At 40.1% G+C, this 16,666-nt stretch carries 15 protein-coding genes; 8 read left to right on the top strand and 7 right to left on the bottom strand.

Annotated features, from left to right (window positions below; translation table 11 throughout):
• Position 1: 1 nt before the first annotated feature.
• The 6 genes from azu to CWB75_RS07850 all read right to left on the bottom strand — a co-directional run bounded on the left by azu (position 2) and on the right by CWB75_RS07850 (position 4,097).
• Positions 2-346: an azurin gene (azu, locus tag CWB75_RS07875; RefSeq protein ID WP_249362315.1), complete on the bottom strand. Its 345-nt coding sequence runs from the start codon at positions 344-346 to the stop codon at positions 2-4.
• Between the two features lie 197 nt (positions 347-543).
• On the bottom strand, positions 544-717 hold the full coding sequence (locus CWB75_RS07870; RefSeq protein WP_249362314.1) for a cupredoxin domain-containing protein: 174 nt from the start codon (positions 715-717) through the stop codon (positions 544-546).
• Entirely contained in the window at positions 714-1,457 is a 744-nt protein-coding gene (locus CWB75_RS07865; RefSeq protein ID WP_138570330.1) for a HugZ family pyridoxamine 5'-phosphate oxidase, read from the bottom strand. The genes CWB75_RS07870 and CWB75_RS07865 overlap by 4 nt, the downstream gene beginning before the upstream one ends.
• Positions 1,454-2,242 (bottom strand): heme ABC transporter ATP-binding protein, encoded by a 789-nt coding sequence (locus CWB75_RS07860; RefSeq protein ID WP_138570329.1) that lies wholly within the window; start codon positions 2,240-2,242, stop codon positions 1,454-1,456. Before CWB75_RS07860 ends, CWB75_RS07865 begins: the two co-directional genes overlap by 4 nt.
• On the bottom strand, positions 2,239-3,291 hold the full coding sequence (locus CWB75_RS07855; protein WP_024602445.1) for a FecCD family ABC transporter permease: 1,053 nt from the start codon (positions 3,289-3,291) through the stop codon (positions 2,239-2,241). The genes CWB75_RS07860 and CWB75_RS07855 overlap by 4 nt, the downstream gene beginning before the upstream one ends.
• A complete protein-coding gene (locus CWB75_RS07850) occupies positions 3,288-4,097 on the bottom strand; it encodes a heme/hemin ABC transporter substrate-binding protein (protein ID WP_138570328.1) in 810 nt (269 codons plus the stop codon). The genes CWB75_RS07855 and CWB75_RS07850 overlap by 4 nt, the downstream gene beginning before the upstream one ends.
• Positions 4,098-4,234: 137 nt before the next feature.
• Between CWB75_RS07850 and CWB75_RS07845 the strand changes: the two genes are divergently transcribed.
• Positions 4,235-6,316 (top strand): TonB-dependent hemoglobin/transferrin/lactoferrin family receptor, encoded by a 2,082-nt coding sequence (locus CWB75_RS07845; protein ID WP_138570327.1) that lies wholly within the window; start codon positions 4,235-4,237, stop codon positions 6,314-6,316.
• Between the two features lie 204 nt (positions 6,317-6,520).
• Here CWB75_RS07845 and CWB75_RS07840 read toward each other — a convergent pair whose 3' ends face one another.
• On the bottom strand, positions 6,521-8,596 hold the full coding sequence (locus tag CWB75_RS07840) for a TonB-dependent siderophore receptor (protein ID WP_138570326.1): 2,076 nt from the start codon (positions 8,594-8,596) through the stop codon (positions 6,521-6,523).
• A 161-nt stretch (positions 8,597-8,757) separates the two neighbouring features.
• Here CWB75_RS07840 and CWB75_RS07835 point away from each other — a divergent pair, with 161 nt between their 5' ends.
• The 7 genes from CWB75_RS07835 (at position 8,758) to CWB75_RS07805 (ending at position 16,665) form a co-directional block, all read left to right on the top strand.
• Complete coding sequence (locus CWB75_RS07835; protein WP_138570325.1) at positions 8,758-9,384, top strand: fused MFS/spermidine synthase; 627 nt, start codon at positions 8,758-8,760, stop codon at positions 9,382-9,384.
• Complete coding sequence (locus tag CWB75_RS07830; RefSeq protein WP_138570324.1) at positions 9,371-10,267, top strand: spermidine synthase; 897 nt, start codon at positions 9,371-9,373, stop codon at positions 10,265-10,267. The genes CWB75_RS07835 and CWB75_RS07830 overlap by 14 nt, the downstream gene beginning before the upstream one ends.
• Positions 10,268-10,444: 177 nt before the next feature.
• Entirely contained in the window at positions 10,445-11,206 is a 762-nt protein-coding gene (locus tag CWB75_RS07825; RefSeq protein WP_138570323.1) for an ABC transporter ATP-binding protein, read from the top strand.
• A 19-nt stretch (positions 11,207-11,225) separates the two neighbouring features.
• Positions 11,226-13,226: a TonB-dependent receptor gene (locus tag CWB75_RS07820; protein WP_138570322.1), complete on the top strand. Its 2,001-nt coding sequence runs from the start codon at positions 11,226-11,228 to the stop codon at positions 13,224-13,226.
• Between the two features lie 12 nt (positions 13,227-13,238).
• Complete coding sequence (locus tag CWB75_RS07815) at positions 13,239-14,681, top strand: ABC transporter permease (RefSeq protein ID WP_138570321.1); 1,443 nt, start codon at positions 13,239-13,241, stop codon at positions 14,679-14,681.
• Positions 14,674-16,035 (top strand): DUF3526 domain-containing protein, encoded by a 1,362-nt coding sequence (locus tag CWB75_RS07810; RefSeq protein WP_138570320.1) that lies wholly within the window; start codon positions 14,674-14,676, stop codon positions 16,033-16,035. Before CWB75_RS07815 ends, CWB75_RS07810 begins: the two co-directional genes overlap by 8 nt.
• Before the next feature lie 153 nt (positions 16,036-16,188).
• Positions 16,189-16,665 (top strand): MarR family winged helix-turn-helix transcriptional regulator, encoded by a 477-nt coding sequence (locus CWB75_RS07805; RefSeq protein ID WP_076922550.1) that lies wholly within the window; start codon positions 16,189-16,191, stop codon positions 16,663-16,665.
• Position 16,666: the final 1 nt, after the last annotated feature.

The raw sequence follows: 16,666 nt of genomic DNA, 5'->3' as shown, positions 1-16,666 counted from the left end.
TTTACTTAAGCGTAAATGTGCCTTTCATCATGGCGTAATGGCCAGGAAAAGAACAAAAGAAAGTGTAATCGGTTCCGGCGGTTAAGCCGCTGGTTTTAAAAGTAACTACGGTTGTTTTGCCGCCGCCAATAATGTCTGTAGCACCAATCACGCGACTATCATTAGGCTTTATGTAGTGGTTGCTAAGCCCTGCTGCGTTGCCATCTGTGATAATACCTTGCATGTTTTGTTCAGTAGATAGCACCCAGTTATGACCCATTACATTGGCAGGTAATTTACCGGTGTGGCAAGGGCGTGTTGATCTTTGATGGTTGAATTTGCAGCAGTGTGCTTGGTTTTTAGGCAAGGCAGAGCCTATGAAGTGTGGTTATTCCACATAAATAGGCGATAACGAAGCATAAACACCAAACATGCGCTGCCCTTCGGGTTCTGCCTAGGGGCGATAAACTCTTTGTTGCTCGATTTTTACTTAGCCCACTAGGTTACAAATCACGCGCCGCGATTTAATCGCCCCTAGATTGAACAAATTTCAATCCGCAAAGTTCAACACGCCCTAAGCTTTACGGTCACTTGTTTACAGCTTTTAGGGGCGCTTAGTGTTTTAGTTGAAAACTGCATCATATCGTTTGCATCTATATTTAGTGTGCATTCGTCTGCATATGCAGTATTGGCACTCAGTAGCAGTGTAGTGCTGAGTAAGGCTATTAATTTTTTCATATTGTCTGTGCTAGTTGGTTTGAGCTGTTTCGTGCTTGATTTGTTAGGGCTACAAGTACTTTTCGCACGGCTAATGGGCTATCGCACTCGTTCGCAAAATTAATAAAGTAATTACGCTTGTGGCTTTGTATATAAAAGCCTGTGGGTAGTAGGCCGCTCATTATTGGAGTGTTATCAGCTACACTGTAGTGCTGCATTAATATCAGCGACATAGCATCTTGATGATCTTCATTCATATGAGTGATCATGCTTTGCTGCTGGCTTTCATCCCACTTTTTAGGCTGAGCTTGCCACTCGTTTTGCTCAAGCCAAAATATTTTTCCAAAACCGCCAATATAACGCACCCGTACTACATCTAATTGCCAAAGCTGAAAATCATGCGCATTGCGATAGCTTGCAGCCTCAGGGTACAAAGCTATATATTTATCAAGTAGCACTTCGCTTTGCTCTTTTGCCACAATAGAGCCATCACCTACGAGTGTTACTCGCCCATGTTCGTTTTGATCGCCATAATCGGCGGCATCAAAAATAGTCAGACTCATGCGTGAGTCCTGTTTTAAATTTTTGGTATGCTGAGCTATGTCACTAATAAAAAAGTAGATGCGACCTTGTTCGTCACACATATAAGGTGTAACAGAGCCAAACGGATAGCCGCGTAAATTATTTGAAATGGTCGACATTACGCCGGCATGGGTTTTAAAAACGAGCGTACGTGCGTCGTTTAATGCTTGCTCTCTCATGAAAACTCCTGACGTTGAGAAAAAACCATGGGCGCATCGTTATAAGGATGAGGGTTAACGTGCAATTTCATGGCGTACATTTGTTGTAAGTTTTGTGCTGTTAAAACGGTATTTATAGACCCGCTTTGCAGCACTTTTTGGTTGTGTAATAAAATAGCGTTGGTTGCATAAAGGCTTGCTAAATTAAGATCGTGTATAGCAATAATGGCGCTGTTTCCTTGCTCTACAAAGGTTCTAACACAGCTAAGTAAAGTATGTTGATGACGCATATCTAGCGCTGATGTTGGCTCATCGAGCAACATTAATTTATGCTCAGTTTGCGCAGTAAAAGCATCTAACTGGGCTAATGTGCGTGCCATATGAACACGTTGTTGCTCACCGCCCGAAAGCGCACTCATTCGACGTGTTAGGTAATGGGTTAAATCCATAAGTGAGGCATATTTTTGAACTTTATTGGCTTGTGTTTTAAGAGACTCTGTATAGGGATAGCGGCCCATAGCAATGAGTTCAAATACACTAAAATCAAAGCCAACATGGTTACTTTGCATCATTACAGCGCGCTTGCTAGCTAATTGCTCTTTAGAAAATGAATGCAAAGGTTTGGTATTAAATAGTATATCTCCCTCAAAGGGATGCATGCCTGCCAAAGTATGCAGTAAGGTCGATTTACCTGCGCCATTTTCGCCTATCAGTGCGACAAGTTGTCCTGCTTGGATATTGCCGCTAATACCCTCTAAAACACGATGGGTGTTAAAGCCTATATTGAGGTTGTTAAACGTGATCATGACCAATCTCGCTTATTTTTAATGATCAAATATATAAATAGTGGAGCCCCAAGTAACGCCGTTATAATGCCTATCGGTAGCTCCGCAGGCATAACAACCAAGCGTGCTAACCAATCTGAAAGTAACAACACTATGACACCTAAAAGCATACAGAGTGGCAGCATATTTCGTAAATGAGGCCCAACCATTAGGCGTGCAATATGAGGGACAACTAAACCAACAAAGCCAATTAAACCTGTTAGCGCAACCACCGCACCTACGCCCAATGCCACTAATATAATGACGTATAATTTAAGCTTGCTGGTATCGACTCCTAAGTATTGAGCTTGTGATTCACCGATAAGGAGTAGATTCATTGGCTCTTTTAATCGCCATAGCCCGATAAGGCTCAGTAAAAGCAAAGGACTCGCCTGTTTTATATTATCCCAGCTCGCACCGCCTAATGAGCCCATGGTCCAATAGTTAATTAACCGCAGTGCGCTGTCATCGGCATAAAAACTTAATAATCCAATAACAGCGAATGCCAATGCATTAATGGCGACACCGACTAATATAAGCGTATTTATATTAATTTGTTTTTGTTGTTTTGAGACTAAATATACCAGCGACGTTACTGAGAGTGCGCCCAAAAATGAGGCATAAGGTAAGTAGTGTTGGGCGTTAAAATTAAATTGTGCACTAAGGGCGATAAAAGCAACCGCGACCATTGCAGCGCCTGCGCTTATACCAATAATAGAGGGATCAGCAAGCGGGTTACGACATAGCGCTTGGGTTGCAGCCCCTGTTTGTGCAAGTACTAAACCTACCATCACTGCAAGGACAAAACGAGGCAGACGTATTTGTGTAACCACATTGATTTGTAGCGCATCAAATTGACTAAAATGTTCAGGAGCTAGCCATGCAATAGCTAAGCGCCAATCCCATCCTGCGGCTCCATAGCCTATGCTAAGTAATGCTAAAGCAAAAATGCAGCCATAACTTAATAGCATCCACTTATGCGGGTTACTCAGTGTTATGGCGTTAAAACGATTCAAAGTTAACGTGCTCATAAGCGTGTTTTATACTCATGCAATGCTTGAATCGCGGTTGCAATACGCGGCGACATGCCCAGTGAAAGTAAGCTGTCCATGACCAGTAATTGACACTCTTGCGCTGCTTTTAATAAACGAAGTGTAGGCTGTTTACAAAAGGCTTGTTTCCCACCAAGGCTTTGCACAACATGCGCTGGCGCCACTAAAAAATCGGGCTGACTTACAGCCAGTACTTCACTGTTAATTGCTTTAAAGCCTGTATGCGTAGCAGCTATATTGGTAATGCCCGCATAATTAAACAGCAAGTTGGGCACCGTTTCTTGTCCTGCTGCGACGAGCCCACGCTCATTAGCTGAAAGTAAAAACAAAGCGTTGTGGGTCTGTGTTTTTGCTTTAGTAGGTAACGATGCTTTTATTTTAGTAATTAGGTTTTGAGCTTTTAGGTTTGCATCTAAATCACTACCAAGGTGCTTAATTAGCTCAAGTAGTTCATTTACAGAAGTCGGCTTTTTATAGTGAATAACCTTCACTCCGGTCGCTTCTATTTGCTTGAGCGCCTGCTCTCTTCCTGAACCTTCAAGTGCAAGTAACGTAGTTGGGCGCATTGAAAGCACTCCCTCAGCGGCTAGGTCTCGATAGTAACCTACCTGTGGCAACTGTGTTGCTTGTTGCGGATACATACTTGATTGGTCAACCGCGACTAAACTATTTTGTTTTTCTAGTGCGTAGATTATTTCAGTTAATGTGCCGCCAGCACTGATCACACGCTCTTTCGCGAGTGCTGATTGAGTGGCTAAAGCCAGAAAAAAAATTAGGTACTTCATAACAAACTCCGATTTTATTTTTTAGTATTATAACCACTTTAATCTAAATGAAAATGATTATCATAATCAATTGATCTTATTTTTGGTTAGTTGTACCATTTAAAAGTAAATAATAACTATTATCATTTGGAGTGGAGATGAATCCCTTTTCTTTTAAATTTACCGCATTAGCCTCTTTGTTAATTGGCTCTGGTAGCGCACTGGCCGAAAATGTTATTGACGATCATATTGTGGTTAGTGGCTCTCGTTTTGAACAAAAGCTTGAAGATGTGACTGGCTCAGTAACGGTTATTACCGAACAAGATATTGAGCGTCAGCTCGCTGTAGATTTACAAACTATGTTTAAATACGATCCAAGTATCTCAAGTACTGGCAGTGGCGCAGGCGCGCAAACACTAACTGTACGAGGTGTTGGTGGCAACAGAGTTGTTTTTATTAAAGATGGAAGACGCACAAACGATGGCTACGCTGGCGGCGGCGTTTATTTAGTGGGTCGAAACTACTTTGATGTTGCAGGTGTTAAACAAGTTGAAGTTGCAAAAGGGGCGGCATCATCGCTATATGGTTCTGATGCACTAGGGGGAATTGTAGTAATAACAACTAAAGACCCGAGTGATTATTTAGTGGATCAACAAAGCTTGGTAAAAGTAGCGTTAGGTTATCAAGGCCAAAGTAATCAGGTTGCTGCTGATATTACAGCAGCAAAAGATTTAGGTGACGTTGCTATTAGCGCTGTTTATAGCCATCGCGATAGTGAAGAAGTACAAAACTACGTTGAAGATTTACCAGGTTACGATGCCCGCTCGGACGCTTTGCTGCTTAAAGTTGAGCAAAAACTTGATGAAAAGCGGACCCTTAAATATACCTTAGATTACTTTAATCAAACAACAGAGCAAGTAATCACTCCATCCATTCAAGAAACCGAAGACGAAGACACAAATATCTCATTTGCACTCGATTATGATTCAGATATGGCAACAGCTATATTTGATAAATGGTATGGGCAACTATCTTATAGTCGATACGAGCAACAAAGTGACCAAATAAGCGCAGCTAGAAATTACATCGATTATAATGACTACGGGTTTGAGCAAGATATTTTAGGCTTAAAAGCGGTATTTAGTAAGGAAGTTAAAGGAGAAAATACCGAGCATGAATTTGTCTATGGAGTAGATATTGATTTATATGATACTACTCGACCACGCTTAAAAACCCGTGTATTAAATGATGGTACTGTTGATTTTACGAATGAAAAACAAAAAGCATTTCCTGGCGCCGATACTTCTTTAGTTGGTGTATATATGCAAGACAGTATTAAATTTAACGAGACTGATTGGTCGTTAGTCGCGGGTATTCGTTACGATTATTATGCACTTGAAGCCAAAAAAGATGCGTTATACGCTGACACCGAGCTTAACGATATTACCGAGTCTGCGTTTTCACCAAAGCTGGGTGTGATTTATCAGGTAGACGATAATTTATCTTGGTATGGGCAATATGTTCGAGGCTTTAAAATACCGCCACACGACCAAGCCTATCAAAGCCATGGTGTTGAGCCATTTTATCAAATATTACCAAACGCAGATTTAGACCCTGAAAGCAGTGACTCATTCGAGATCGGATTAAGATACGCAAGTAGCGATATTAGTGTAAATCTAAGTACTTTTTATGCTGCCTATGATGACTTTATCGAAACAACCATTGCGGGTGTTGAGCCAACTTATATTCCTAATGTAAATAAAACATTTTACCAATACCAAAATATTAGCGAAACCCAGATCAGCGGTGTAGAAGCTGGTATTGCTATGTATGTCACCGACGATATTTTATTAGAAGCCAATGTTGCTTACGTAGATGGTGAAAACAAAGACTCTGATCAGCCACTTACTAGTATTAGCCCGTTAAATGGTTCTATATTAGTAAGCACTGAGTTTGGCAATGTTAATTGGACCGCTGCTTGGCGTTTAGCTAAGGCGCAGTCTGATGTAGTACTTGATACTAATGGTAATAAAACAACACAAGGTAACGGTTATGGTGTTGTTGATTTATATGCAAATTATCAGTGGAAAGCATGGCAAATGAATGTAGGTTTACTTAACCTACTCGATAAAGAGTACGTACCGTTTGAACTTATTGCTGGTCAATCCAAAGGTACTGATTTTAGCCAATATAGCCAACCAGGACGTAATGTTTCGGCTCGGATAAGCTATCAGTTTTAATTAAAAACAAAAGCCGTATATAAATTATACGGCTTTTTTAATTGCCTTCATATCAATTGAAGAATAACTGTAAAGGGGGTTAACAGCTGCTATGTATTATACAAAACAATAAAAAAGCGCCTTAACCACTACATTAAGACGCTTTGGATGAAAAGCTAAATAACAAAAGTCGGTTTAAAATAGCTAATCGGGACTATGAAATTGTTAGAATTGATATGCCAATGACATCTTAAATTGAGTAGGCGCACCGGGGTAAACCCATAATGCGTTGTAGCTACTTTGAGCATATTCTTCATCAAGAATATTGTTAACACTGATATTTAACTTGGTGCGCTCGGTTAAGTTTACCTGCCCAAAAATACCAACTAGTTGATAGCTCGGTAAGTTAAATGTTAAATCGGCGGCATCGCCTAATCGCTCACTGGTGTACTGATAACTGGCACCTAGTTCTAGCTCTTTGCCAAGAACGGCCGTTTGATGGCTAAGCGTTAGATTTAAGTTATTTTTAGGCACATTGACTAATGGGCTGCCTTTTTTGATTGGCACGCCCCAATCAGCATTTATTATGTCGTTTGCCGTACTGGCATCTATATAAGCGTAAGATAAATTAAACTTTGTATCATCAGTAATATAAGTACTTAAATCGAGTTCAACACCTTTACTATTTGCTTTACCAATAGGCGCTGAAAAACCAACGTTTACAGGGTCGGCTACTAACATATTACTTTTAGTGGCATCAAATAATGCTAGGGTTCCCGTTATGCCTTGGTAGCTAAATTTAGCGCCTACTTCAAATGAGTCACTGTATTCAAAGCCAAATGGGTCGCCGTTTGCATCTGTGCCACTTAATGGTAAAAAGCCTTCGGAGTAGCTGCTGTATAAGCTTACAGCGTTGTTTAGCTCGTATACTAAGCCTACTCGTGGACTTACCTGGCTTTGTGAGCTACTTGAAAGCACACCACTTTTGGTTTCTAAAATGTCTTGATCTACGCTATCGAATCTAAAGCCAACTAATAGCTTAATTTTATCAGTCAGATCCATTTGATCTTGAACGTATATACCATAAGCATCTTGTTGTTCGTTGTTTTCGTAGAGTAAATCTACTTCAGGACGCGCAACGTTATAATTCGGCTGATAAATATCAACTGTGTAAGTGCCGTTACCGCTGCGATAACGATAAAGTCCAGTGCGTAAGTCGTATTTGTATGCGTCGGCTCCAATTAATAAGTGATGGGTAATTCCTGCTGTATCAAAATGCCCACTTAGCTCAAATTTAAGGCTGGTATCATCAACGTCATAATCGCGGTAGCGCTGTTGGCGGGTAAGTGTGCGGCCATCACCGGATAATGATTGGCGCGAGGGTGAAAGTTCAGCATCAGACGAAAACCCAGCTAATGTTGAGCTGCGGTAGTTTGCGCCTACAATAAGTGACCATTCATTGTTTATATCGTGATTTAAAGTCACTTGGTGACCACGAGAATATACTTGCGTGTCACCATCGTTAGGATTGCCTAAATAGCGCGAGCTAGGAACAGTATTAAAATTATCATTAAGTACAACAACCCCACGGTCAAATAGCTGGGCTAAATCAACGTATTCAAATTCATAAGTGATACTGGTTGAAGCGTTTATTTGATGATAAATAGATGGCGTAACCACCTTTTTATGGGTGTACACCTCATCGCGGTAGCTATCGCTATCTTGCCATGCGCCATTTATTCTAAATGCTGTGTTATCGTTAATGCCGTTTGTATAGTCACCTTCAACGCGATTAAAATTATCACTACCTAAGCTAAGTTTTAGCTCACCCTGTTGCTCAAATTGAGGTTTTTTGGTTACGATATTTACTGTACCGCCGGGCTCTGAGCGCCCGTATAGTGCAGAACCTGGACCTTTTAATACTTCAATGTACTCAATGTTTGATACATCACGAGGGCCGCTGAATCCGCGTCCACCGCTAAAACCATTAATTAAGTAACCCGATGGCATGTTTTCGTTACCCGATAATCCACGAATCGAAAAGCTATCCCACAATGCGCCACTGTTATTTTTACGTGAAATACTGGCAGAAAAATCCAGCGCATCTTGTAATTGAGTTATTCCTTTTTGATCAAGTACCGCGTTATCGAGAGTTTCGATTGATTGTGGCATTTGCTTTTGAGGAATATCGCCTCGGTAAGCTTGTTTATATGTAACCGCAATTTTCTCTATTGGTTGGCTTTGGGCAATGCTTTGTGCGCTTGCACTTAAGCAGGCTAAGTAAATTAATGAGTACTTCATAAAATGCTTTTGGTAACGTTATATTATAACCAAAACTATAGCATGTGTTACTTTATAACAAAATGTTTTTTTGCGCTCTATGTGTGCGTCTGATTTTTATACTAGCGGCTATACAGCTATCACGTTAAGATGGATGAAAATAACACAATAAGAATAATATAATGTTAACAAAAACAAATGCATTAATTTACTTTTTAGCCTTTAGCAGTGGCTTTAGTATTATGGGAATAGAGCTGTTAGGTGGGCGCATTTTAGCGCCTTACTTTGGCAGTAGCGTACATATCTGGGGCAGTATTATTACGGTATTTATGCTTAGCTTATCATTCGGGTATTTACTGGGAGGGAAGCTGTCTATTCGTCATCCTTCGTTGATCAAATATGGGTTAATCTTTTTAGTTGCCAGCATTATGGTGGTGCCCATTGCTTTGTTTGCTGAGCCAATTATGGCATTTATTTTTTCGCATATTGAAGACAGCCGCTATGGCTCGTTACTCGCCTCAACCGCGTTATTTTTTATACCCACCATTATTTTAGGCATGATCTCGCCCTACTCTGTACGTTTGCTGGTTACCAATAGTGAGCGCAGCGGCCAAGTGGCTGGCGGCCTTTATTTTGTAAGTACCTTAGGCAGTGCGTTGGGCACCATTATTACCTCTTTTTATATGGTACTGGCGTTTGATGTTAACACCATTATTTTAGGTTTTGCTGGTGTGTTAGGCACGCTTGGGCTAATTGCTATTAGCTTTGATAAACTTAAAGTGCGAGAGGCCGTTTATGCACAAGCTTAAATTATTGTTTATTAGTATAATGGCGCTGCTATTTTCAGCTCACAGTATGAGCAATGTTGTGCATAAAGAGCGCTCTTTATATCGAAATTTACTCGTTGAAGAAACAGGCGATTTACGCTGTTTAAAGTTTGATGAAAAAACCCGACAAAGCAGCCAAAGTTGCATGTACATTAGCGACCCTAAAAAACTGGTATTTAATTATACTAAGCTGGCTTTTTCTAGTTTATTACTGATTGATAACCCTAAAAATGTGCTCATTATTGGTTTAGGTGGCGGTACGCTTTCTAATATGATTCATGAGCTATACCCAAAGGCACACATTGAAAATGTTGAAATAGATCCTTCGGTAATTAAAGTGGCGCGCGATTATTTTAACTTTATAGAAACCGATAACGTAACTGCTAAAGTACAAGATGGGCGTATTTTTATTAAACGTGCTGCGCTTAAAAGCCAGCAATTTGATTGGATTATTTTAGATGCGTTTAATGGCGATTACATTCCTGAGCACCTACTCACAAAAGAGTTTTTTGAAGAAATAAAAAGCGTATTAGCCGAAGGCGGAATTGTTGCTGCTAACACGTTTTCATCAAGTAAACTTTATGAACATGAATCGGCAACTTATCATGCGGTATTTGGCGATTTTATTAATGTAACAGCCAATAATAATAGTAACCGTATTATTTTAGCCGGTTATAACAAAACCCCTACAGAGCAACAAATAGCACAGCGAGTTAAGCAGCTAACTCCGTTACTTGCCCCTTATGATGTCGATATAGAGGCAATTAGTAAACGTATGTTTTTCACTAAAGATGGAAAGGACTGGCCAAGTGATACTAAGGTGCTGACTGATCAATACTCTCCAGCTAATTTACTTAACTTTTAATAGTTCAATCTCAAATAATAACCAAACCGAAAACCGATGAAAGTCGGTTTTTTGTGTGCAGCTGGATATAAATTTAATCTGGCTGATAATGACTATTAAGGAAAAGGCTTGCTTGTACCTATAACTCTTTTGATATAGTATAACATTTCATTTTGAGGTTGTTAAGGGAGTTGTTTTATGATCGAAATTAGCCATCTAAGTAAGTCGTTTGGTGATAATCATGCGTTAAATGATTTGTGCTTATCAGTCCCCGCAGGCCAAGTTACCTGTTTGCTCGGTGCAAATGGTGCAGGTAAGAGCACCACTTTAAATCTATTACTGAATTTCATTACACCAGATTCTGGTCGCATGACGATTGATGAAATTGATGTTCAACTAGAGCCAGAAAAAAGTAAGCAAAAGCTTGTTTATCTACCCGAGCAAGTTAACTTATTTGAAGAATTTAATGCGATTGAAAATTTACAGTATTTAGCTTCGCTTACTAAACAAGTAACAAGCGTTACTGACATTGAAGACGCACTTACTCAAACGGGGTTACAAAAATCGGCATGGCAAAAGCCGTTGAGTAGTTACTCCAAAGGGATGCGTCAAAAAGTGGGTATTGCATTTGCTATTATACGTAAGGCGAAAGTTTTATTACTGGATGAGCCAACTTCTGGCTTAGATCCAAGTGCTACACGTGAATTCATTAAAATTATAGAGCTACTGGCACAGCGCGGCGCGGCCATACTAATGGTGACTCATGATCTTTATTGTGCTCACTGCCTAGCTAAGCAGATAGGCATAATGAAGCAAGGAAAGCTATGTGCTTTGCTTGATAACAAAGGATTATCACTTGACGACCTTGAAGCGAACTATCACCAAATTATCAGTGGTGATGGGCTATCTGCACACCCTCAGTCAGTAAATACACCTCTTTTAAACCCAGAAGCTGTATAAATTTAATAGGAAAACCAACATGTGTAGTACCCGCCTTTCACCAATTAATATCGCTTTATTAAGTTGTCTCAGTTTTTCAAGTGTTGCACTGGCTGATGATGAACAAAGTAAAGATTCAACGCTATTTATTGGTGATGTTATAGAAGTTACTGGGCAAAGAAACGGGGCTAAAGAAGTCCAGCTCGTTGGCTCAGTAGATGTAATTAATCGTGATCAACTACAAAATGAGCACGTAAATGTCACCGTTGACTTATTAACTAAAATCCCAGGGGTTTATTTTTCACGCTTTAACCAAGGTATTGTGTCTACAGATGTAGCTATTCGTGGCTTTAATGCTGAAGGTTCTATGCCACATACTAAATTATTAATCGATGGTATTCCTAGTAATTTACATGTTGGCTTAGGTGAAATGGATGCACTTTTTCCAATGGAGTTAGAATCAATAGAGGTTGTTAAAGGTAATCAAGATGCTCGTTATGGGTTACACAATCTCGCAGGTAACATTAATATGCGCAGCCGTCGTGATGAAGCCCAAGAGGTTGAGTTATTGCTCGGTAGTTTTAATACATACGAGGCGCAAGGGTATTTTGGCGATATCAATGAGCGCTTTTCTCAACATTATTTTGTTGGGATGCGTGATACGAAGGGCTACCGTGATCATAGTGATCTACAAAAGCATACATTTTCAGCTAAGTGGTTTTATCAACCAACGGATCAAACTGAAGTTGGCGTGATTGCGCGTTATTTTGATTACGAAGCTGATGCTCCAGGTTATTTAACAGAGCAAGAAGCGCATCGCGATGCGACCCAATCTGCAGATTATGCAAAAAATGACAGCGGTGATAAACAAACACGACACTTGAGTGTTCATGTTGATCATACATTTAATCGGCAGTGGCAATTAAGTATTAAGAGTTACGCACAACAGTTTGATCGCCATCGTTATATTCAATATACAGCGAGTTCTGTACAACAAGAGCGTTTAGAAAAAGACCGACAATACGGTGCTATCGCAACGTTAAGTGCAACACTAAGCCCACAGTGGTTATTTACAATGGGTCTTGATTATCAAGCGCAAGATAATACCAATGAGCGTTTCGCAACAATTGTAAAGCAGCGTCAAGCGCAGTTTAGAGATTGGGATTTTGACTACAATAATTATGGTGGTTTTGGTCAATTACAATACCGTGGTGAACGCTTTTTACTTAGTGGCGGCATACGTTTAGATAGTTTTAGTGGTGATTTGTATGATGGTTTAAAGCAACAAAGCAAAACCATTAATGATGATGGTCTAATCGTACAGCCTAAATTTAACGTGCTCTATGAACTTACTGATTCATTGAACTTATTTGCTAATTACGGTGTTAGCTTTCAAGCTCCTACAGGTAGCAAAGCCTACTTGGGTGAACAAGATCCAGGTTATGATTTTTCTAAAAACTATGGTTATGAAACCGGTGCAAAATGGCAACTATTTGAGTGGTTGAATACACGCTTATCTGTTTGGCAGCAGGATGCAAAAGATGAATTAACCCCCAAAACTGATGGCTCGGGCGGATTTGATAATATTGGCGAAACTAAGCGAAAAGGCTGGGATCTTGCGTTCAGCGCAGATATCAATACACAGTGGTCAGGCTTTGCTTCGTACACGCACCAAGAAGCAAAATTAATTGAACCCGGTGAAGCTAAAATTGCCCAGAAAGGTAATTGGCTGTTAGGAGTTCCTGAGTTTACTGCAACTGCAGGAGTTATATATCGCCCTGTAAACAAGCTTAAAGTGGCAATGTATGGTCATTTTCAGGGGGATTACTATGTCAGTAATGTTGTTCAAAACAAGCAATATGGTGACTACAAACTAGTTGATCTAGCGATTAATTACGATTTGGGCTGGGGTAATGCAGGCCTTAGAGTGAATAACGTATTCGATAGCTATTCTGACTACGTTTATTTGGTCGGTAGTGAAACAATTCACTCGCCAACGGACGGCCGTTCAGTTGACTTGAGTGTGTCATATCGATTTTAAAAGGAATGATTAATGTCTCATTTTATTAGTTGGCACGTGTGTAAACATGAGCTAAAACAAAAGGTAAGAAACCGTACGCTATGGTTGTTGTTTGCTTTAATGCAATTGTTGTTAGCAATAGCGTTATTTACTAGCTGGCAACAGTACCAACAAAGCCGTGCGCTACAAATAAGTTCTCAGCAGATGGTTGAACAGCAATGGCTTGCTCAACCAGATAGACACCCGCACCGAGTTGCACACTTTGGGCACTTTGCTTTTCGAGCGCCCAGTGCACTGAGTTATTTTGATATAGGTGTAAATAATTGGGTAGGCAATAGCGTATTTTTAGAAGCGCATAAACAAAACAGTGCGAACTTTGCCAATGATAGCCAAGCGGCCACTTTGTTAAGATTTTCCGAATTATCTGTGGCAAATTTATTATTGTTTGTGTGGCCATTACTGTTAATTGCTCTTAGTTTTTCAACTATAAGTGGCGATCAACAGCGTGGCACACTCAAACAAATGTTAGCTGTTGGGGTTAAATTTAATCATTTGTTATTTGGTAAGGGTTTCGCTTATACATTGCTTAGTGCGTTATTTTTACTGCCCGTTTTTATTACCTCACTGGTTATTTCAACCGCGAGTGAGGTTGCATTTTCGGCTGATATGTTAATTCGTATTGGGTTGCTATTTTTATTGTATTTAGCGTACTGCATTTTTTGGGTTGCGGTTGTGTTACTGGTTTCAAGTTTAACACGTTTACCTAAACACAGTTTAACCGCACTTATAACTCTATGGTTTGTATTATTAGTTCTTACACCACGAACGTTGGCTGATATAGCTCAGCAGTTACACCCGCATAAGAGCCGTAATATGCTGGCGTTAGCGGTGCAAACAGATATTCGTAAAGTTGGTAATAGCCACAATCCAGACGATCCTCATTTTAGCGAATTCAAACAGCAAGTATTACAAAGCTACGGTGTTAATACTGTGGAGGAGTTGCCGGTTAACTACCGAGGACTAGTAATGCAAGAAGGTGAGCGGATCAGTGCTGAAATATATCAACGGCACTATCAAAGCCAGTTGAATAAATTTGCAGCGCAACAGGCATTTGTGAGCAAGTTTTACTGGCTCAATCCATATTTGGCAGTACGGGATTTATCGATGGCGATCAGTGCTTCTGACAGTCGGCACTTCTTTGATTTTGAGCAACAAGCAGAGCATCACAGGTTTGAACGCATTCAGGGTTTGAATAAGATACATGCTGAAGGTGTCGATCATCATAATGACCGTGAGCAAAGAGTTTCAGCATCATTATGGCAGGACTTTCCTGAGTTTCAGTTTCAAAATGCCACCCTAAGTTGGTCATTAAAAAACAGTGCTGTAGCAATAAGCGCATTTATGCTCATCACTATTTTATTACTTGGTATTTTAATTTCGCCAGCATTGCAACGGAGGGCATTTATTCATGCTTAAATTTGAACTCAAGCGCTTATTGGCGCCGCGTGCTAATCAAATTAGCTTGTTAGTGTTTTTATTTAGCGCGCTACTCGCTGTTTTCTTAGGTACAAATGCTTATAAAGAGGTACGAAAAGACCAAGTTATTGCCAAGATAGTGTTTGAAAAAGAACGTGCGCATTTAAAAGACAAAGGTGATTTACCTGAAATGGGATCTTTGGCTTATTACGCTAAAGCGCCCACTCAGTGGTATTTATCGCCTTGGGCAGCACTGTTTACTGGGCAAAGTCAAAATAACTTAGCTGCAATGAAAGTAAACGCGCTAGCTTTGCAAGGGCAAATTTACAACAAAGAAGTGATTAACCCAAGTAAACACCGTGCCGGTGGGTTTGATTTGGGTTTTGTTCTTGCCTATATGCTACCTATATTAATTGGCATTCTATGTGTAAATTTACTAAGTGACGAACGTCAATCAGGACGTTTTACATTACTCAGTGCTTTCGCTGGAAATGCAGCAAAAAAGACCATTATTCGGTCGCTATTGCTGCGTTTTTACATTGTTGCAGGGATAATCTTACTGCTATTTTTAGCTTCGGCCGTTTTACTATCGCTACCATTTGATAAGGTATTTATAGCAGTATTAGGCTTAACACTTGCCTACAGTGGGTTATGGTTTTTAATTGCTGCGGCTATTATTAGTTTAAATATGAGCGGCTTGTTCAACAGCCTTGCTTTTGTAAGTATTTGGCTTGTATTTTCAGTGCTGATCCCTGGGGCTATTCACCTTGGTCTTAATCAGCAATATACTGAGCAACCTGCACTAAGAGCAAGTACAGAGCAGCGATTGATTTTAAATGATGGCTGGGATCAAGACATGCAAACGGCATTAACGCGTTTTAGTGAGCACTATCCACAGTATCGCGATAAAATTGATTTTCAAGGACGCTTTCATTGGAAATGGTATTACGCCATGCAGAACTTGAGCGACCTTGCTGTTGATAATCATTGGCAAGCTTATTTACAATTACAGCAAGCACGTGAAAACAGTTTATCTAAGGTAAGCTGGTTATCCCCCAACCTGCTTTATCAACAAGCGCTGAATCAGTTTTCTGGTACAGACACTCAAGCGTATCAAGCTTATTTAATGCAAGTAAGTGCATATCATAAGCAAGTAAGTGAATTTATCTACCCTTATTTATTTAATGATACACCAGTAACAAATAGTGACTTGGATTTATTTCCAGAGTTTCAGCCTATAGCGGAGCCTGTACGCACTAAAGGGCTTTATTATAGTACTGGTTTGTTTGTGCTCTTATGTGGGCTATTTACAGCAATGACCACTATTCGCTTTAAGCGTTTAGCAGTAATTTAATTCACCCCTCTCCCCTCTCGTACCCAATTTGCCAGTAAGGTAAGTTGGGTATGCTCATTTTATTCTTTCGCTGTATGAGACAGAGTAATGCGATATTTACTTAGCCTGCTAACTAATGCTAAAATTTGCTGATATTCACCAGTAAGAGTTCCTATGAGTAGCACTATTCCTTTTCATGAAACACTCGATTTAACTTTATGCGGCAATATGGGTCGAGTGCACCGCTTATGTCGAGAAGCGGTGACACTGGCGGTTGAACCCTTAGGTTTAACTCAGTCGCGCTGGACGGCAATGATCCACTTACATCATTTACCTTTAGGGGCAACACAGCAAGCGTTGGCGACCAGTTTAGGTATTGAAATGCCCTCATTAACGCGCACCATTAAGCAATTAGAGCTGCAGAATCTAGTTATTCGACAAGTTGATGAACACGATAAACGCAGTAAAAAATTGTACTTTACCGATGAGGGTATAAAGTTATTAGAACACTTAAAAGAGTTAACAAGCGATATTAAACAGCGTTTATATGCAGGTTTAAGCACGGAGCAGCTTGACGGTATGGCGCATAGTTTAGTGCAAATGGAAGAAAACGCGCGGCGTTGTATTGCAAGCTTATCTGGAGATAAATAAG

The organism is Pseudoalteromonas sp. S1608 (assembly GCF_005887265.1).
Classification (GTDB): Bacteria; Pseudomonadota; Gammaproteobacteria; order Enterobacterales; family Alteromonadaceae; genus Pseudoalteromonas; species Pseudoalteromonas undina.
The sequence above is the reverse complement of the archived record's forward strand: the minus strand, read 5'-3'. Positions and strand labels throughout refer to the sequence as shown.

What these genes read in the sequence shown, in the direction of transcription:
- CWB75_RS07810 (WP_138570320.1), top strand. Translation starts at nt 14,674, where the DNA reads ATGCTTAAATTTGAACTCAAGCGCTTATTGGCGCCGCGTGCTAATCAA.
- CWB75_RS07840 (WP_138570326.1), bottom strand. Translation starts at nt 8,596, where the DNA reads ATGAAGTACTCATTAATTTACTTAGCCTGCTTAAGTGCAAGCGCACAA.
- CWB75_RS07850 (WP_138570328.1), bottom strand. Translation starts at nt 4,097, where the DNA reads ATGAAGTACCTAATTTTTTTTCTGGCTTTAGCCACTCAATCAGCACTC.
- CWB75_RS07820 (WP_138570322.1), top strand. Translation starts at nt 11,226, where the DNA reads ATGTGTAGTACCCGCCTTTCACCAATTAATATCGCTTTATTAAGTTGT.
- CWB75_RS07855 (WP_024602445.1), bottom strand. Translation starts at nt 3,291, where the DNA reads ATGAGCACGTTAACTTTGAATCGTTTTAACGCCATAACACTGAGTAAC.
- CWB75_RS07860 (WP_138570329.1), bottom strand. Translation starts at nt 2,242, where the DNA reads ATGATCACGTTTAACAACCTCAATATAGGCTTTAACACCCATCGTGTT.
- CWB75_RS07865 (WP_138570330.1), bottom strand. Translation starts at nt 1,457, where the DNA reads ATGAGAGAGCAAGCATTAAACGACGCACGTACGCTCGTTTTTAAAACC.
- CWB75_RS07815 (WP_138570321.1), top strand. Translation starts at nt 13,239, where the DNA reads ATGTCTCATTTTATTAGTTGGCACGTGTGTAAACATGAGCTAAAACAA.
- CWB75_RS07835 (WP_138570325.1), top strand. Translation starts at nt 8,758, where the DNA reads ATGTTAACAAAAACAAATGCATTAATTTACTTTTTAGCCTTTAGCAGT.
- CWB75_RS07825 (WP_138570323.1), top strand. Translation starts at nt 10,445, where the DNA reads ATGATCGAAATTAGCCATCTAAGTAAGTCGTTTGGTGATAATCATGCG.
- CWB75_RS07805 (WP_076922550.1), top strand. Translation starts at nt 16,189, where the DNA reads ATGAGTAGCACTATTCCTTTTCATGAAACACTCGATTTAACTTTATGC.
- CWB75_RS07845 (WP_138570327.1), top strand. Translation starts at nt 4,235, where the DNA reads ATGAATCCCTTTTCTTTTAAATTTACCGCATTAGCCTCTTTGTTAATT.
- CWB75_RS07830 (WP_138570324.1), top strand. Translation starts at nt 9,371, where the DNA reads ATGCACAAGCTTAAATTATTGTTTATTAGTATAATGGCGCTGCTATTT.
- CWB75_RS07870 (WP_249362314.1), bottom strand. Translation starts at nt 717, where the DNA reads ATGAAAAAATTAATAGCCTTACTCAGCACTACACTGCTACTGAGTGCC.